Below are 14,570 nucleotides of genomic sequence, written 5' to 3'. Positions count from 1 at the left end.
TTTGAGCGGGAATCGGGTCGATGCCCTTGATGCCTGCTTCGCCGCACAATAAATGGGGCAGGAATGAAAGGCCACACCATGTCAGACACGATCGATTCTGCCGACCTCGAAAAACGCGCATCCGAACTCGTGGACCTCGCCCGCAAGGCCGGCGCCGATGCGGCGGACGCGGTGGTGGTGCGCGGGCGCTCCCGCTCCGTCTCCGTCCGCCTCGGCAAGGTTGAAGCGACGGAAGCCTCCGAAAGCGACGACTTTTCGCTCCGTGTTTTTGTCGGACGGCGTGTCGCCAGCGTTGCGGCCAATCCGGGTTTTGACCTGAAGCTGCTCGCGGAGCGCGCGGTTGCCATGGCCAAGGCTTCGCCGGAGGATCCCTTCGCCGCGCTGGCGGACGCCGACCGGCTGGCGAAGTCCTATCCGGACCTCGACCTTTTCGACGCCACGGCGGTTTCCACTGAAACCCTGACCGAGGCAGCGCTTGCCGCCGAAGAGGCGGCACTCGCGGTCTCGGGCGTTACCAATTCCAGCGGCGCTGGGGCATCGGCCGGCATGGGCGGGCTGGTACTTGTCACCTCGCATGGCTTTTCCGGCTCCTACATGGCCACCCGCTTTGGCCGCTCCGTCAGCGCGATTGCCGGCGAGGGCACCAAGATGGAGCGCGACTACGATTATGATAGCCGCCTCTTCTTTGCCGACCTGCGCGACGCCGACGAAATCGGCCGTCTGGCCGGCGAGCGCGCGGTCGCCCGCATCAATCCGCGCCAGGTGCCGACCGCCAAGAATGTCACCGTCGTCTTCGATCCACGCATAGCCCGCGGCTTCGTCGGCCATCTGGCCGGCGCAATCAATGGCGCGGCTGTCGCCCGCAAGACGAGTTTCCTGCGCGACATGATGGGCAAGCAGATCCTGAAGTCGGGTCTTTCCGTGACCGACGACCCGCTGATCGTGCGTGGCTCCTCTTCGCGTCCCTTTGACGGCGAAGGGGTCAGCGGCGAGAAACTGGCGATGGTCGAAGATGGTGTGCTGAACCACTGGTTCCTGTCCACATCGGCAGCGCTCGAACTCGGGCTTCAGACCAACGGCCGCGGCGTGCGCGGCGGTCCGACGGTCAATCCGTCCTCGACCAATCTGGCGCTCGAGCCGGGATCGATCTCGCGGGACGATCTCATCCGCGGGGTTGGCACCGGCTTCTACGTCACCGAACTGATCGGCCAGGGCGTCAATATGGTGACCGGCGAATACAGCCGCGGCGCCTCCGGCTTCTGGATCGAGAACGGCGAGCTGACCTTTGCCGTCTCTGAAGTCACGATCGCGTCCAATCTCAAAGACATGTTTATGGCGCTGACGCCGGCAGACGACATCGACCGCAAGTTCGGCGTCGCGGCGCCGACGCTCGCCATCGAGGGCATGACGCTCGCCGGCCTCTGACAAGGCCGCTGGAAAAGCAGGCGCGGGAAGCCCGCGCCGATCCCGCCTTCCGGACAAGGGAGAGGCGGGCTGACGGGGTTTTGAATGTCTGACACAGCACCACCGGGCGCGGACTGGAAGCCGGATCTCGACGTGATCCGTGCCGCGGCGGTTGTCGCCGGCGAAACCGCGCTCGGCTATTTCCGCAAGGCGCCCGACGTCCGCTGGAAGAACGAAGGCCGCTCGCCGGTAAGCGAGGCGGATCTTGCCGCAAACGATGTGCTGAAGACGCGCTTGCTTGCGGCCCGGCCCGATTACGGCTGGCTGTCGGAGGAGACGGACGACGATCTGAGCCGGCTGTCGCGCGAAACGGTCTTCGTCGTCGATCCGATCGACGGCACGCGGGCTTTCATCGCCGGCAAGGAACTCTGGTGCGTCAGCGTCGCCGTCGTGCATCGCGGCCAGCCCGTTGCCGGCGTGCTCTATGCCCCGGCGCTCGATGAACTCTTCGAGGCGGTCGCAGGCGGCAGTGCGCTGAAAAACGGTGCCCAAATCTCGGTGCGCGAGGCAAAACCCGGGGAAACACTGCATCTGGCGGCTGCCGAGGACACGATCGGCAAGCTTCCGGCGCCCTATCGCAGCGCCGTTACCCGTATCCCGCATGTGCCGTCGCTTGCCTATCGGTTGGCCATGGTTGCCGACGGGCGGATCGACGGAACGCTGGTGAAGAAGAACTCCCACGACTGGGACCTGGCTGCAGCAGATCTCATTCTAGCGAGCGCCGGCGGCGCGCTGGCCGATCTCGATGCGCAGCCGCTCTCTTACAATCGATCCACTGTCGTTCACGGGGTTCTCTGCGCGGCGGCAAAGCCGCTCTTGCCGGGCCTGATCGCCGCATCGCGGTCCATGGAGCCCCATTGACCTTTGAGGCTGAATGCCTCAAATCAACGCCCACACCCAACAAGAATAAATGGAAGTCCGATGGCTCACGACACCGAGAAAAAACAACGTCTGCACCTCGTCTTCGGCGGCGAACTCACCACGCTGACTGACGTACATTTCCGCGACCTGGACAAGCTCGATATCGTCGGCATCTACCCGGACTACGACAGCGCCCTGACTGCCTGGAAATCCAAGGCGCAGATGACCGTCGACAACGCTCACATGCGTTACTTCATCGTCCACATGCACCGTCTGCTCGACCCGGAAAACGGCTGATGCCGATGAGGTCGGGATGCGCGGTGTTTACCCGCATGCCAGTCGCCCTTAAGTCTCTCCGGGCCGGAACGGCCGGGGAAGGTGGCCTGTCATGAGCAGCTTTCGCGCGCGCCTGGCGCTGTCCAGCTACCGCTGGATCGGCTCGGCCATCTATCCCCTCGTCTGGTCCTACCTTGCCATTCGCGCGGCGAAGGGCAAGGAGGATCCGGCGCGCCGCCGTGAGCGCTACGGCCATGCCAGCGAGCCGCGGCCGCAAGGCCCCCTCGTCTGGTTCCACGCGGCAAGCGTCGGTGAAACCAACGCCGTCATCCCGATGATCAAGGAAATCAGGCGGCGCGGCATCCACGTCGTGCTGACGACCGGGACGATGACCTCTGCGCGTGTCGTGGCCGAGCGCCTGGGGTCGACGGTGATCCACCAGTATGTCCCGCTCGATTTCAAGCCGGCCGTCAGCCGTTTTCTCAACTACTGGGAGCCGGATCTGGCGATCATCGCCGAATCCGAGATCTGGCCGATGACCATCCTGGAACTCGGCCGCCGCCATATCCCGCAGGTTCTGGTCAACGGGCGCATGTCCGACCGGACCTTCGCGCGCTGGAAGCGCCGACCGGCGCTCGCCGACGCGCTGTTCGAGAATCTCGCGCTCGTCATTGCCCAGTCCGATGTCGATGCGGAGCGCTTCCGCACGCTCGGTGCGCTGCCGGTCATGGTGTCGGGCAATCTCAAGGTCGACACCGACGCACCGCCACACGATCCGCAGGCGCTGAAGGAGTATCGCCAGCAGATCGGCGCCCGCAAGACCTGGGCGGCGATCTCGACCTTCGACGGCGAGGAGGCGGCCGCCGGTGTCGTGCACCGTGCGCTCAAGGAGCGAACCGGCCTTCTGACGATCATCGTTCCGCGTCATCCCGATCGCAGCGACGCCATCGAGGCGGCGCTGACGGCCAAGGGGCTGAAGGTCGCCCGGCGCACGCGCCGCGATCCGCTGACGCCCGACGTCGATATCTTCCTCGGCGACACGATCGGCGAAATGGGCCTCTATCTTCGCCTGACCGAGGTCGCCTTCGTCGGCCGGTCGCTGTTTGCCGAGGGTGGTCAGAACCCGCTGGAGCCGGCGATGCTCGGCTGCGCCATACTTTCCGGCGGCAACGTCCAGAACTTTCGCGAGACCTATCAGACGCTGGCCAAGAACGGCAGCGCCAAGATCGTGCGCGACGTCGAGATGCTGGCCAAGGGCGTCAACTATCTGCTCGCCAACGACGACATGCGTCGCTCGATGATCGATGCCGGCCTCGAAACCGTGCAAGAGATGCGCGGTGCCCTGTCGGCGACGATGAAGGGACTTGAGCCCTATATCAATCCGCTCGTCGTCAAGGCGCGTCTCAACCCGCCGACCGACAACTGATCCAGCAGGAGACGAAGCCTCGTCATGACAGCAGCCAAAGCCATAGCCGGCATCCTGTTCGACAAGGATGGAACCCTGCTCGACTACGCAAAGAGCTGGGTACCGGTGAACTACGAACTGGCGCGGATCGCGGCAAAGGGTGATGAGGCTCTGGCCCGCACGCTGCTTGCAGCCGGTGGCATGGACGCCGACACCGGCCACGTGCTGCCCGACAGCCTGCTTGCCGCCGGCAACACTGTCGAGATCGCGACCGGCTTCGTCGGCGCGGGCGCGCCCTTCACGATTGCCGAACTGACGAACCTGTTTGACGGCCTGTTTGCGCGCTCGGCGGAATATGCGGTGCCGGTGACCGATCTCGGCGCCTTCTTCGCCGGGCTGCACGCCAAAGGTTACCGCCTCGGTGTCGCCTCGAGCGACAACGAGCGTTCGATCCGCGAAACGGCAAAGCGCTTCGGCTTCGAGGATTACCTACACTATGTCGCGGGCTATGACAGCGGCTACGGCGTCAAGCCGGAGCCGGGCATGGTGCTTGGCTTTTGTGCTGCGACCGGCCTTGAGCCGCGGCAGGTGGTCGTCGTCGGTGACAACAATCACGACATGCACATGGGCCGTAGCGCCGGCGTCGGCATGACGGTCGCCGTCCTGACGGGTACCGGCTCGCGCCAGTCGCTTGCAGCGGCTTCCGACCATTGCCTCTCGGATATCACCGAACTCGAAGCTGTCCTCTAGATCGAGTTGCGGCAGCGCTTGCCGCGATTGCCTTCAGTTTTGCATCGTGATCGGCCCGGTTCAGCGCCCCTGCCGTGGCCGTATCGGTCTCCATAGCTTGCGTTTTTTCCCGTTCTGACGTTTTTTGTCGCAATCCGCCGGTTTCGACCGGCGAACAAACCGTCCCTCCCGGAAACGGAAGGACCTGAGCGGCCGGGAGGCCACGGAACAAAGATGGTATCGGAAGCGCCGCCATTCTGGTGGACCAAGGCGGATTGGCGTGCGCGCGCGTTGTGGCCGTTCTCATGGGTTTACGGACGGATTGCCGGCATGCGCATGGATCGCGCGCAGCGCGCCTCGGTGCCGGTCCCGGTCATCTGCATCGGCAATTTCACCGTCGGCGGCGCCGGCAAGACGCCGACCTCCATCGCGCTTGCGCGCGTCATCCGCGAAAACGGGCTGAAGCCCGGATTCCTCAGCCGCGGTTATGGCGGCTCGCTCGACGTGACGACCGTCGTCGATCCGGAACATCATCGCGCCCGCGACGTCGGCGACGAACCGTTGCTTCTGGCGAAGGAGGCCTTGACCGTCGTCTGCCGCCGCCGCGTCGATGGGGCTCGTCGGCTGGTAAAGGAAGGCGTCGACATCATCATCATGGACGACGGTTTCCAGAGCGCGCGGCTGGCCTTCGACTTCGCGCTTTTGGTGATCGATTCTCGCCGCGGCATCGGCAACGGCTATCTGGTGCCGGCGGGCCCGGTGCGGGCGCCACTGTCGAACCAGCTCCGCCACGCCACGGCCCTGCTCAAGATCGGTGACGGCACCGAGGCCGACGCCTTGATCCGTCGCGCCGCCCGCGCCGGCAAGCAGATCTACGAAGCCGACGTCATAAGCCGCGACGACGGATCGCTAAATGGCGTTAAGGTGCTTGCCTGGGCGGGCATTGCCGATCCGGAGAAGTTTTACCGCACCGTTCGGGAGACGGGCGCCGTCATCGAGGAAACCCGCAGTTTTCCCGACCACCACCATTTCTCCGAGGACGAAATCGCCGATCTGCTCGACCAGGCTGCAGCGCTCGGCTGCCAGCTCGTTACCACCGCCAAGGATCTGGTGCGCCTGGAGCCCGGCCACGGCCGCGCCGCCGAACTTGCCGCAGCGAGCAGGGTGATCGAGATCGATGTGCGCTTCGACGACCCGATGGCGCCGAAAAAGATCATCGAGAAGGCGCTTGCCGCGGCGCGTGCCCGCAAGCTGCGCGAAGGCGCGGCTAAGTAACGGCGCCCTGTGGGTCGTGGCGCCGGAGTGCCGTTGTTGGTGTCCGGGCTTGATTAGCGGCGCTGGTTGGGCAGCGCGCCTGCGCGCTTTTCCGCCTCGAGCGAGGCCTCCGCGTCGACATAGGGCTCCTGCCGGGCGACGCTCCAGTAACGCAGTTCGTCGACGGGGATGATCTTGCCGGTCATCGCGCAGACCACGTGCGAACCCGCGAGCACGATCTGAAAGTCGCCGTCGAGATAACGGATCTTCGCTTCGCGCGAAGCGCTTCCTTCAAACCGGTTCATCATGCTCGGCGCCTGTTTCCGTCTTCGTTATTGGTTCTCTGGTCTAGCTCGCCGTCCGGAAAAATGCCAGTCGCATTTCGCCAGGCGTGAAGATCAGCTCCGGCCGAACAGCCGTTCGATATCGGAGAGCTTGAGTTCGATATAGGTCGGCCGGCCGTGATTGCACTGGCCCGAGCCGGGCGTCGCCTCCATTTGCCTCAAAAGCGCGTTCATCTCCTCGGTGCGCATGCGCCGTCCCGAGCGCACCGATCCGTGGCAGGCCATGGTCGCGGCGAGATATTCGAGCCGGCTCGTCAGCCCGCTTGCCGTATCCCATTCGGCAAGCTCGTCGGCGAGCTGGCGCACGAGACCGACGGCATCCATTTCGCCGAGCATGGCCGGCGTTTCGCGCACCGCAATCGCGCCCGGTCCGAAGCGCTCGATCGCGAGACCCAGGCGGGAGAACTCCTCCGCATGGGCCATCAACCGGTCGCAATCGTCTTCGGGCAGGTCGACGATCTCCGGGATCAGCAGCGCCTGGGCGGCGACCGGCCGCGAATGCAGCGCCGTACGCATCGCCTCGAACACCAGCCGCTCGTGCGCGGCATGCTGGTCGACGATGACGAGGCCGTCATCGGTCTGGGCGACGATGTAGTTTTCGTGCAGCTGGGCGCGCACGGCGCCGAGCGGGAACGATTGCGGCGGCGGCGGTTGCTTGGCCTCCGGCGCCGGCACGGGCATTTCCCGCTCGAACGGGGTGGCAACGCGCGCCGAAGGGGCGGAAAATGCCGCAAAGCTTGCCTGCGGCTGCTCGCCGAGGTGGCGCAGCACCGCGTCGAATTGTGTCGGCCGGGAAGGCGACGTCTCGGCGCTCCAGGGCTGCGGGCGGTAATCGCCGGAGCGGAACGCCTGCATCATGCCGCGGGCGCCCGTCGTTGCGGCGCGGTCGCCGTCGCGCGTCAGCGCCTGACGGATCGCGCCGATGATCAGCCCGCGGATCAGGCCGGGGTCGCGGAAGCGCACGTCGGACTTTGCGGGATGCACGTTGACGTCGACGAGCGCCGGGTCGAGCGTGATCGACAGCACGGCGACCGGATAGCGGCCGCTCGGGATCGTCTCGGAATAGGCGGCACGGATCGCTGACAGCAGCAACTTGTCCTGCACCGGGCGGCCATTGACGAAGACATATTGCTGCAGCGAGTTGCCGCGATTGTAAGTCGGCACGCCGGCAAAGCCGGTCAGTTCGACGTCTTCCCGCGCCGCATCGATCTCGATCGCATTGTCGCGAAAATCCTTGCCGAGCACTTGCGCCATGCGCGCCAGCCGGTCGTCGCCGGTTGCCGGGAATTCGAGTGTCGAGCGGTCGCTGCCGGAGAGCACGAAACGGACCGCCGGAAACGCGATCGCCATGCGGCGCACCACTTCCGAAATGGCCGCCGCTTCCGCCTTCTCGGTCTTCATGAACTTCAGTCGGGCCGGGGTGGCGAAGAACAAATCGCGCACTTCGACGACGGTGCCGGTATTGGCCGGCGAGGGGCGGACCGCCTCGGTTTTGCCGCCGGTAACCGCAATGACCGCGCCTTCGCTGGCGCCGGCCGTGCGCGTCGTGATCGACAGCCGGGCGACCGAGCCGATCGAAGGCAGGGCCTCGCCGCGAAAACCGAGGGTGCGGATGTCGAAGAGGCTGTCGTCGAGCTTCGACGTGCAGTGCCTTCGGACCGCAAGTTCGAGGTCGCCAGGTGCCATGCCCGAGCCGTTGTCGGTGACCCGCAGCAGCGTCTTGCCGCCGCCGGCGGTCGCGATCTCGATGCGGGTCGCGCCGGCGTCGAGCGCATTCTCGATCAGCTCCTTGGCGGCGCTGGCCGGACGTTCGATCACTTCGCCGGCGGCGATCTGGTTGATGAGGGTTTCTGAAAGCTGCTTGATGGCCATGGCCCATTTTCCGGGATTCGCCGCGGAAACGGAAGAGGGGACGGTATCTCGTCCCCGGTCGCGAGCGCTTGGTGCCGACACCCTTGAAAAATGATCGAGGGTTTAATCGGCCCTTAACACTCTGCTGCGATTTTCCACAACAACCTGAATGATCACGGGTTTTGTCTTTTGAGCCTTGCGGCGTAGCTGGACGCCGCACTCCCGCCGCTCGAAGGGACGCCTGCCAAGGCCACCCCAGCATGTCCCGAAATGAAACCGCCGTTGCAGCGCCGCGCGTCATTATGAAGACGCGGCAGGCCGTTGTGGCACTTTGGATGGCCGCCTGTTCCCCCTGATCTGACGATCCAGGGACACATGCGGTAGGCGAGTGAGGACAGTGCGATGAGCGATGGGGCGCCGAACGGCGCGGACATCAACAGGGTCATTCTTGAGTCGAGTTGCGACGCACTCGGCATCGCTGTGCTTGTCTGCAGCCGGGACGATACCATTCTCTTTGCCAGCCGCACGATGCTGCAATTTTTCCCGGTGCCGGCGGAAGCCCTGATGCCGGGCGCGCGGCTCAGGGACTTCCTCGGTGCCGTCTATGACACCGGTGTCCGTCCGGGCACCGTCCCGGAAAACAGCCGCCGACGCACCAACCGCGAGGAATGGATTGCCGAGCACATGGCGCTGCATTGGCGCGAGCGCTACGAGAGCGTAGAGCGTGCCGGCCGCACCCGCTGGGTTTCGATGCGCAAGCGCCGCCTGTCGAGCGGCATGGGCATCCTGTCGATCAGCGACGTCTCCGACCAGAAGAAGCGCGACGAACAGCTTCAGACCGACCTGGAGCGGGTGGAACTGACCGAGCAGATCCTCGACGCGCAGCCCAATCCCATCTGCGTCAAGGATCGCAATCTCAATTACATCGCAGTCAACAAGGCCTTCTGCCTGATCCATGACCTGGCGCAGGACGCCATCCTCGGCCGCTCAGCCTGGGACTTGGTCGAGAGCGACCTGGCGGAGCGCTTCGAACAGTCCGATCGCATGGTGCTTGAAACCGGCAAACCGTTTTCGCAGGCCGAGCACATCGTGCGTGCCGACGGTAGCGACCTCTGGGTGCTGACCCGCAAGTACCGCGTCGGCATGCCCGGCCGCCATTTCGTCGTCACCTGCATGAACGACGTGACCGATATTGCCGTCTGGTATCAGGGCGGCGAGGAGCCCTCGGGCGAGGTCGCCCTGCAGATCCGCGACTACAGCATTTTTGCCGCGGCGCAGAATTTCTACGATCCTTTCAGGGCGCTGAATGTCCAGCAGCTCGTCGAGGCGGGGTCGATGATCGAGACCTTGCCGGCGCGCGGCCTGCGGGTGCTTCTGGCGACCGACGACCGAGCGCTGGAGGAGCGGCTTGTCGCCCGGCTGCGCGGCTCCGGGCTCGACGCCTGCGCCGTTCGCGATGCCGACGAATTGTACGCCTTCTGCGCTGCCGTCGACGAGGCGGGGCTGAAGCTCGACATCCTGTTGCTGGACGCGGCTTTCCCCGAGCGGCAGAAGATCGCTACCGGCTGGCGCGACAGCCCGATCCTCCCGGTATCCGCCGATCAGGACGGGGCGGCGGTGCTTGCGGAAGTCTTCCGTGTTTGTTCCGAGCGCGCGGGTGCCGCGCCGCAACCGGAATGGTCGCTGTCGTTCGAGGCCGAAGAGATCGCGCCGCCGCCGCCGGCTCCGCAGGTCGACGTGCTCGTTGCCGAAGACAACCAGATCAACCAGTTCGTCTTCACCCAGATCCTCGAGGGGCTCGGCGTTTCGCATCGGATCGCCGCCAACGGTCGCGAGGCCGTCGAACTCTGGCACGAACTGCAACCGGCCCTTGTGTTGATGGATGTGTCGATGCCGGTCATGAACGGCTTCGACGCAACCGTCGCAATCCGGTCGGCTGAAAAGGGACGCGCACAGAAAACCCCGATCATCGGGGTTACCGCCCAGGCCTTGGATATCGACCTGCAACAATGCAAGGCATGCGGCATGGACGACCACATCATGAAGCCGGTGAGCCCCGATATGATCGAGGCGGTGTTGAGAAAATTCATGCCGGTGAAGGCAGTACGAACGGCAGGTTGAGTAAAAGGCGTGTCAACTCGCTAGAATTGGGGAGGCCAATGGCAAATCTTGGAGCGGCACGATATCGGATTGTTAACCGCCGATTGCGATCGTCTGCCCCGAATTGCCGCTAAAGTGTAGAGCCCCATCCGTATGCCTCGCATCCACCTCGTTGCCCAAGCCCCGGTCGTGTCGGAAAGACACAGCCGGTTTGCGTCGTGGCGCACGCTGGCGGCGGGCTCGATCGCACGCCATCCCTGCCAGATGAGTGGGGGACGGCGATGATGACAGCGGAAACACCTTACCACCGTGTTGGCCGCGAGGCGCCTGCGGCCCGGGGTGATGTCGATCAACTGACCGGGCTCGGCAACGCCCGTTGCCTGCGCCAGTGTGTCCTTGATCTCGCCGAGGAGCGTGCCAGTGACCCGGCTCCGTTCACCATCGGCCTTGCCAATATCGATGGTTTCAAGCCGATCAATGACCTGTTCGGACCGGAAGCGGGCGACGAGATCCTCTGCCAGGTGGCCTATCGCCTGAAGGCCTGCGCGCCCGAGGGTGCCACGATCATCCGTTTCGACAGCGATGAATTTGCCTTCGTGTTGCCGCTGATCTTCGAGCGCAAGGGCGCCGAGAAGATCGGACAGATGCTGAAGGAGGTGCTGTCGGCCCCCTTCGATCTCGGCGACCGTCACGTTCGTCTTTCCGCCTCCTTCGGTTTCGCCGTTTATCCCTTTGCCGGAGAGGTATTCGAGGACCTCCTGAAAAGCGCCGATACCGCGCTTTATCGCTCGAAGCGCCGCGGCCGCGGGCAGATCACCGTCTACTCGCAGGAGATCGCCCAGGAGATGAAGCGCGCGACGCAGCTTGAGCAAGCGCTGCGCAACGCCATCATCGCCAACGAGGTTGACGTGCACTTCCAGCCGATCGTCGATCTGCGCAACGACGCGGTTGTCGGCTTCGAGGCCTTGGCGCGCTGGTGCGATGCCGATCTCGGCTATGTCTCGCCGGCGGTGTTCGTGCCGCTCGCCGAAGAGCGCGGTTTCATCGATTCGCTCGCCGAGGTCCTGCTGCGCAAGGCAGCCCATGCCGCGCTTTCCTGGCCGAAGGAGCTCTTCCTCTCCTTCAATCTCTCCTCGGCGCAGCTCACGGATCCGACCACCAGCCGGCGCCTGCTGTCGATCATCAGCCAGATCGGCCTCGACCCGCGGCGCCTGGAGCTGGAGATCACCGAAACGGCCGTCATGGCCGATGCGGATATCGCCCAGAAGATCGTTGCGGAACTGCGCGCCGCCGGCGTCCGCGTCTCGCTCGACGACTTCGGCACCGGCCAGTCGAGCCTTGGCCGGCTGCGCGACTTCTCCTTCGACAAGGTCAAGATCGACCGGGCCTTCGTCTCGCGCATTTCTGCCGATCGTGCCTCGGAGCACATCATCAAGGCGATCGTGTCGATGTGCGAGGGGCTTGAGCTCGAAGTCGTCGCCGAAGGCATCGAGGACTTTTCCGAGGCCCTGAAGCTGAAGGCGCTCGGCTGCGGCCTGGGGCAGGGCTACTTCTATGGAAAGCCCGCCGATGCGGTGGCGACGATGCGCTATCTTGCCGATCGCTACCGCGATCTTCCCGCCCAGGCCTGATCCGGGTTAGTCCTCGGCGCCGGACATCGCTGCGCGGTCGCGCCGCCCCTCATCCAGCAGCCAGTCACGCACCCTTTTGGCCTGCGCATTCAGTTCGCGCGATCGCGGCCAGACGACGTAGAAGGCAAGGCCCGTCTTCAGCACGTGTCCGGCGACCGGGACCAGCGCGCCCGAGCGGATCTGCGGATAGATCAAGTGTTCCCAGCCGAGCGCCACGCCTTCGCCGGATAGCACCGCCTGGATCACCAGGACATAGTCGTTGATCGAAAGCCGGCGGGCCTGTTTGGGATAGGCAAGACCGGCGCTCGCAAACCACTCGGTCCAGTCGCAGGCGCGTCGGACCGGCTCTTCCAGGTGGATGAGGTTGTGGCGTGGCAGGTCGGCGGCCGTTTTCGGCAAGCCGTGCCGCTCGATATAGGCGGGTGTGGCGACCGCGTTGACCACCTCGTCGGCGAGCAGGGCGGCATGGTAACGCGGCCAATGGCTTGGGTCGCCGCCGCGGATGCCGAGCGGGATCGGCTCTTCCTCCAGATCGAGGTCGCGCACGCTGGTCTGGATCCGGAGATCGATTTCCGGCAGGTCCTCGCGCATGCGGTTGAGGCGCGGCAGCATCCACATCGAGGCAAAGGCGGTGGAGGCCGCGAGCGTCACGTTGGTCTCGCGGCCCTTTGCGCGAATGTCTTCGGCCGACTTCTGGATGCGCGACAGGCCGACGGAGACGTCGGCATGAAACTTCTCGCCCGCTTCCGTCAGCTCGACCGCGCGGTGCACGCGATGAAACAACGGCACGCCCAGCTGTTCCTCAAGACCGCGCACGGCGTAGGAGACTGCAGCCTGGGTCATGCCGAGCTCGTTGGCAGCACGGGTGAAGTTCTGGTGGCGGCCGGCTGCCTCGAACACGATGAGGCTTGCGGCGGACGGGAGCAGGCGGCGCAGGTTTTCCATAAATGACGATTATAGCATGGATCGAATTTTTCCAGCGTTACAGTGGATTTTTTCACCCATAGCATCATCTGAGATGATGGGAGGATATGGGCATGGATACGGCACTGGCAACGGACGCGGCGGCACCCAGACGGACACGCGGCACACGGCCGAACCGGCGCGAGGGCGCAGGACGCAGCCTCGGTGTTCCCTACATCACCAGAAACATTCCGACTTATGATATCCTCGGCGAGGAAAGCCTGCTTCGGATCGAGGCGATTGCCGATCGAATCCTTGCCGAAGTCGGCATCGAGTTTCGCGACGACCCGGTTTCTCTCGATCACTGGCGAAGGGCCGGCGCGAAGGTCGACGGCGTCCGGGTGACCTTCGAACCGGGCATGCTGAAGGAAATCGTCGCCTCGGCGCCGCACCAGTTTACCCAGCATGCCCGCAATCCGGCGCGCAATGTCGAGATCGGCGGCAACAACGTCGTCTTCTCGCCGGCCTATGGCTCGCCCTTCGTCATGGACCTCGACAAGGGCCGGCGCTACGGCACGATCGAGGACTTCCGCAATCTGATCAAGCTGGCGCAGTCGAGCCCCTGGCTGCACCATTCCGGCGGCACGATCTGCGAGCCGGTCGACGTGCCGGTCAACAAGCGCCACCTCGACATGGTCTACAGCCATATCAAATATTCCGACCGCGCCTTCATGGGTTCGATCACGGCGGAAGACCGTGCCGAAGATTCGATCGAGATGGCGCGCATTCTCTTTGGTCGCGATTTCGTCGATCGCAACTGCGTCATCCTCGGCAACGTCAACGTCAATTCGCCGCTCGTCTGGGACGGGACGATGACGAAGTCGCTACGCGCCTATGCGCGGGCAAACCAGGCCGCGGTCATTGTGCCCTTCATCCTCGGCGGCGCCATGGGGCCGGTCACCAATGCCGGCGCCATCGCCCAGTCCTATGCCGAGACGCTTGCCGGCTGTGCGCTGACCCAGCTAGAGCGCAAGGGCGCCCCGGTCATTTTCGGCAATTTCCTGTCGTCCATGTCGCTGCGCTCGGGCTCGCCCACCTTCGGCACGCCGGAACCGGCGATCGGCAGCATGGTCGTCGGCCAGCTTGCGCGCCGGCTCGGCCTGCCGCTGCGCTGCGCCGGCAATTTCTCCAATTCGAAGCTGCCGGATGCACAGGCGATGCAGGAAGGCGCGATGTCGATGCTCTCGGCGGTGCATTGTGGCGCGAATTTCATCCTGCATTCCGCCGGCTTCGTCGATGGGCTGCTCGCCATGTCCTACGAGAAGTTCGTTATGGACACCGACTTCTGCGGCGCGCTGCATGCCTATCTTGCCGGCGTGGTCGTCGACGACAACACGCTGGCCATGGACGCCTTCCTGCAGGTCGGTCCCGGCAGCCATTTCCTCGGCTGCGACCACACCATGCGCAACTACCAGACCGCCTTCTGGGATTCGGCCCTTTCGGACAACGAGCCCTTCGAGAAATGGGTTGAGGAGGGCGAGACCGACATGGCGACGCGTGCCAACCGCGCCTGGAAGAAGACGCTTGCCGAATATGAAGCGCCGCCACTGGATGTGGCGCTCGACGAGGCGCTGATCGATTATGTCACGCGCCGTAAGGAGAGCATGGCGGATGCTTGGTACTGACGAAGCCGGCATTCTCGGTCGCCTTTCAAGGAACAGGAAACGACATCGTCGAAAGATCCGCTGCTGC

General features: G+C 64.7%; 12 protein-coding genes. 9 read left to right on the top strand and 3 right to left on the bottom strand.

Annotated elements, in window-relative coordinates:
* Positions 1–78: 78 nt before the first annotated feature.
* The 6 genes from IB272_RS01605 to lpxK all read left to right on the top strand — a co-directional run bounded on the left by IB272_RS01605 (position 79) and on the right by lpxK (position 6,010).
* Entirely contained in the window at positions 79–1,425 is a 1,347-nt protein-coding gene (locus tag IB272_RS01605) for a TldD/PmbA family protein (protein WP_060584070.1), read from the top strand.
* An 84-nt stretch (positions 1,426–1,509) separates the two neighbouring features.
* On the top strand, positions 1,510–2,325 hold the full coding sequence (locus tag IB272_RS01600) for a 3'(2'),5'-bisphosphate nucleotidase CysQ (RefSeq protein ID WP_034800994.1): 816 nt from the start codon (positions 1,510–1,512) through the stop codon (positions 2,323–2,325).
* Between the two features lie 60 nt (positions 2,326–2,385).
* Positions 2,386–2,622 carry a DUF4170 domain-containing protein gene (locus tag IB272_RS01595; RefSeq protein ID WP_043620984.1) on the top strand — a complete coding sequence of 79 codons (237 nt, stop codon included), beginning with the start codon at positions 2,386–2,388 and terminating at the stop codon, positions 2,620–2,622.
* 91 nt (positions 2,623–2,713) lie between these two features.
* A complete protein-coding gene (gene waaA, locus IB272_RS01590; RefSeq protein ID WP_060516417.1) occupies positions 2,714–4,027 on the top strand; it encodes a lipid IV(A) 3-deoxy-D-manno-octulosonic acid transferase in 1,314 nt (437 codons plus the stop codon).
* 24 nt (positions 4,028–4,051) lie between these two features.
* The gene (locus IB272_RS01585; RefSeq protein WP_060516415.1) at positions 4,052–4,756 is read left to right on the top strand and encodes an HAD family hydrolase; all 705 of its coding nucleotides are present in this window, start codon (positions 4,052–4,054) and stop codon (positions 4,754–4,756) included.
* A gap of 213 nt (positions 4,757–4,969) precedes the next feature.
* Positions 4,970–6,010, top strand: coding sequence for a tetraacyldisaccharide 4'-kinase (gene lpxK / locus IB272_RS01580; RefSeq protein ID WP_060584076.1), 1,041 nt, complete (start codon positions 4,970–4,972; stop codon positions 6,008–6,010).
* 53 nt (positions 6,011–6,063) lie between these two features.
* Here lpxK and IB272_RS01575 read toward each other — a convergent pair whose 3' ends face one another.
* Both IB272_RS01575 and mutL read right to left on the bottom strand, forming a co-directional pair.
* Positions 6,064–6,297: a DUF2093 domain-containing protein gene (locus tag IB272_RS01575; protein ID WP_034801006.1), complete on the bottom strand. Its 234-nt coding sequence runs from the start codon at positions 6,295–6,297 to the stop codon at positions 6,064–6,066.
* A 90-nt stretch (positions 6,298–6,387) separates the two neighbouring features.
* On the bottom strand, positions 6,388–8,205 hold the full coding sequence (mutL, locus tag IB272_RS01570; RefSeq protein ID WP_060584077.1) for a DNA mismatch repair endonuclease MutL: 1,818 nt from the start codon (positions 8,203–8,205) through the stop codon (positions 6,388–6,390).
* Between the two features lie 381 nt (positions 8,206–8,586).
* Between mutL and IB272_RS01565 the strand changes: the two genes are divergently transcribed.
* Positions 8,587–10,305: a response regulator gene (locus IB272_RS01565; protein ID WP_060584078.1), complete on the top strand. Its 1,719-nt coding sequence runs from the start codon at positions 8,587–8,589 to the stop codon at positions 10,303–10,305.
* A 263-nt stretch (positions 10,306–10,568) separates the two neighbouring features.
* Entirely contained in the window at positions 10,569–11,915 is a 1,347-nt protein-coding gene (locus IB272_RS01560; protein WP_051659581.1) for an EAL domain-containing protein, read from the top strand.
* A 6-nt stretch (positions 11,916–11,921) separates the two neighbouring features.
* On the opposite strand, the gene IB272_RS01555 is transcribed toward IB272_RS01560, so the two are convergent.
* A complete protein-coding gene (locus IB272_RS01555) occupies positions 11,922–12,860 on the bottom strand; it encodes a LysR substrate-binding domain-containing protein (protein WP_060584079.1) in 939 nt (312 codons plus the stop codon).
* 92 nt (positions 12,861–12,952) lie between these two features.
* On the opposite strand from IB272_RS01555, the gene IB272_RS01550 reads away from it, so the two are divergent.
* Complete coding sequence (locus IB272_RS01550; RefSeq protein WP_060584080.1) at positions 12,953–14,503, top strand: trimethylamine methyltransferase family protein; 1,551 nt, start codon at positions 12,953–12,955, stop codon at positions 14,501–14,503.
* The last annotated feature ends 67 nt before the right edge of the window (positions 14,504–14,570 follow it).

It is taken from the genome of Ensifer sp. ENS08 (genome assembly GCF_014852195.1).
GTDB lineage: Bacteria > Pseudomonadota > Alphaproteobacteria > Rhizobiales > Rhizobiaceae > Ensifer > Ensifer adhaerens.
The sequence above is the reverse complement of the archived record's forward strand: the minus strand, read 5'-3'. Positions and strand labels throughout refer to the sequence as shown.

Coding starts and splice junctions, on each gene's coding strand:
- IB272_RS01585 (WP_060516415.1), top strand. CDS start 4,052: ATGACAGCAGCCAAAGCCATAGCCGGCATCCTGTTCGACAAGGATGGA.
- waaA (WP_060516417.1), top strand. CDS start 2,714: ATGAGCAGCTTTCGCGCGCGCCTGGCGCTGTCCAGCTACCGCTGGATC.
- IB272_RS01600 (WP_034800994.1), top strand. CDS start 1,510: ATGTCTGACACAGCACCACCGGGCGCGGACTGGAAGCCGGATCTCGAC.
- lpxK (WP_060584076.1), top strand. CDS start 4,970: ATGGTATCGGAAGCGCCGCCATTCTGGTGGACCAAGGCGGATTGGCGT.
- IB272_RS01595 (WP_043620984.1), top strand. CDS start 2,386: ATGGCTCACGACACCGAGAAAAAACAACGTCTGCACCTCGTCTTCGGC.
- IB272_RS01575 (WP_034801006.1), bottom strand. CDS start 6,297: ATGATGAACCGGTTTGAAGGAAGCGCTTCGCGCGAAGCGAAGATCCGT.
- IB272_RS01555 (WP_060584079.1), bottom strand. CDS start 12,860: ATGGAAAACCTGCGCCGCCTGCTCCCGTCCGCCGCAAGCCTCATCGTG.
- mutL (WP_060584077.1), bottom strand. CDS start 8,205: ATGGCCATCAAGCAGCTTTCAGAAACCCTCATCAACCAGATCGCCGCC.
- IB272_RS01550 (WP_060584080.1), top strand. CDS start 12,953: ATGGATACGGCACTGGCAACGGACGCGGCGGCACCCAGACGGACACGC.
- IB272_RS01605 (WP_060584070.1), top strand. CDS start 79: ATGTCAGACACGATCGATTCTGCCGACCTCGAAAAACGCGCATCCGAA.
- IB272_RS01560 (WP_051659581.1), top strand. CDS start 10,569: ATGACAGCGGAAACACCTTACCACCGTGTTGGCCGCGAGGCGCCTGCG.
- IB272_RS01565 (WP_060584078.1), top strand. CDS start 8,587: ATGAGCGATGGGGCGCCGAACGGCGCGGACATCAACAGGGTCATTCTT.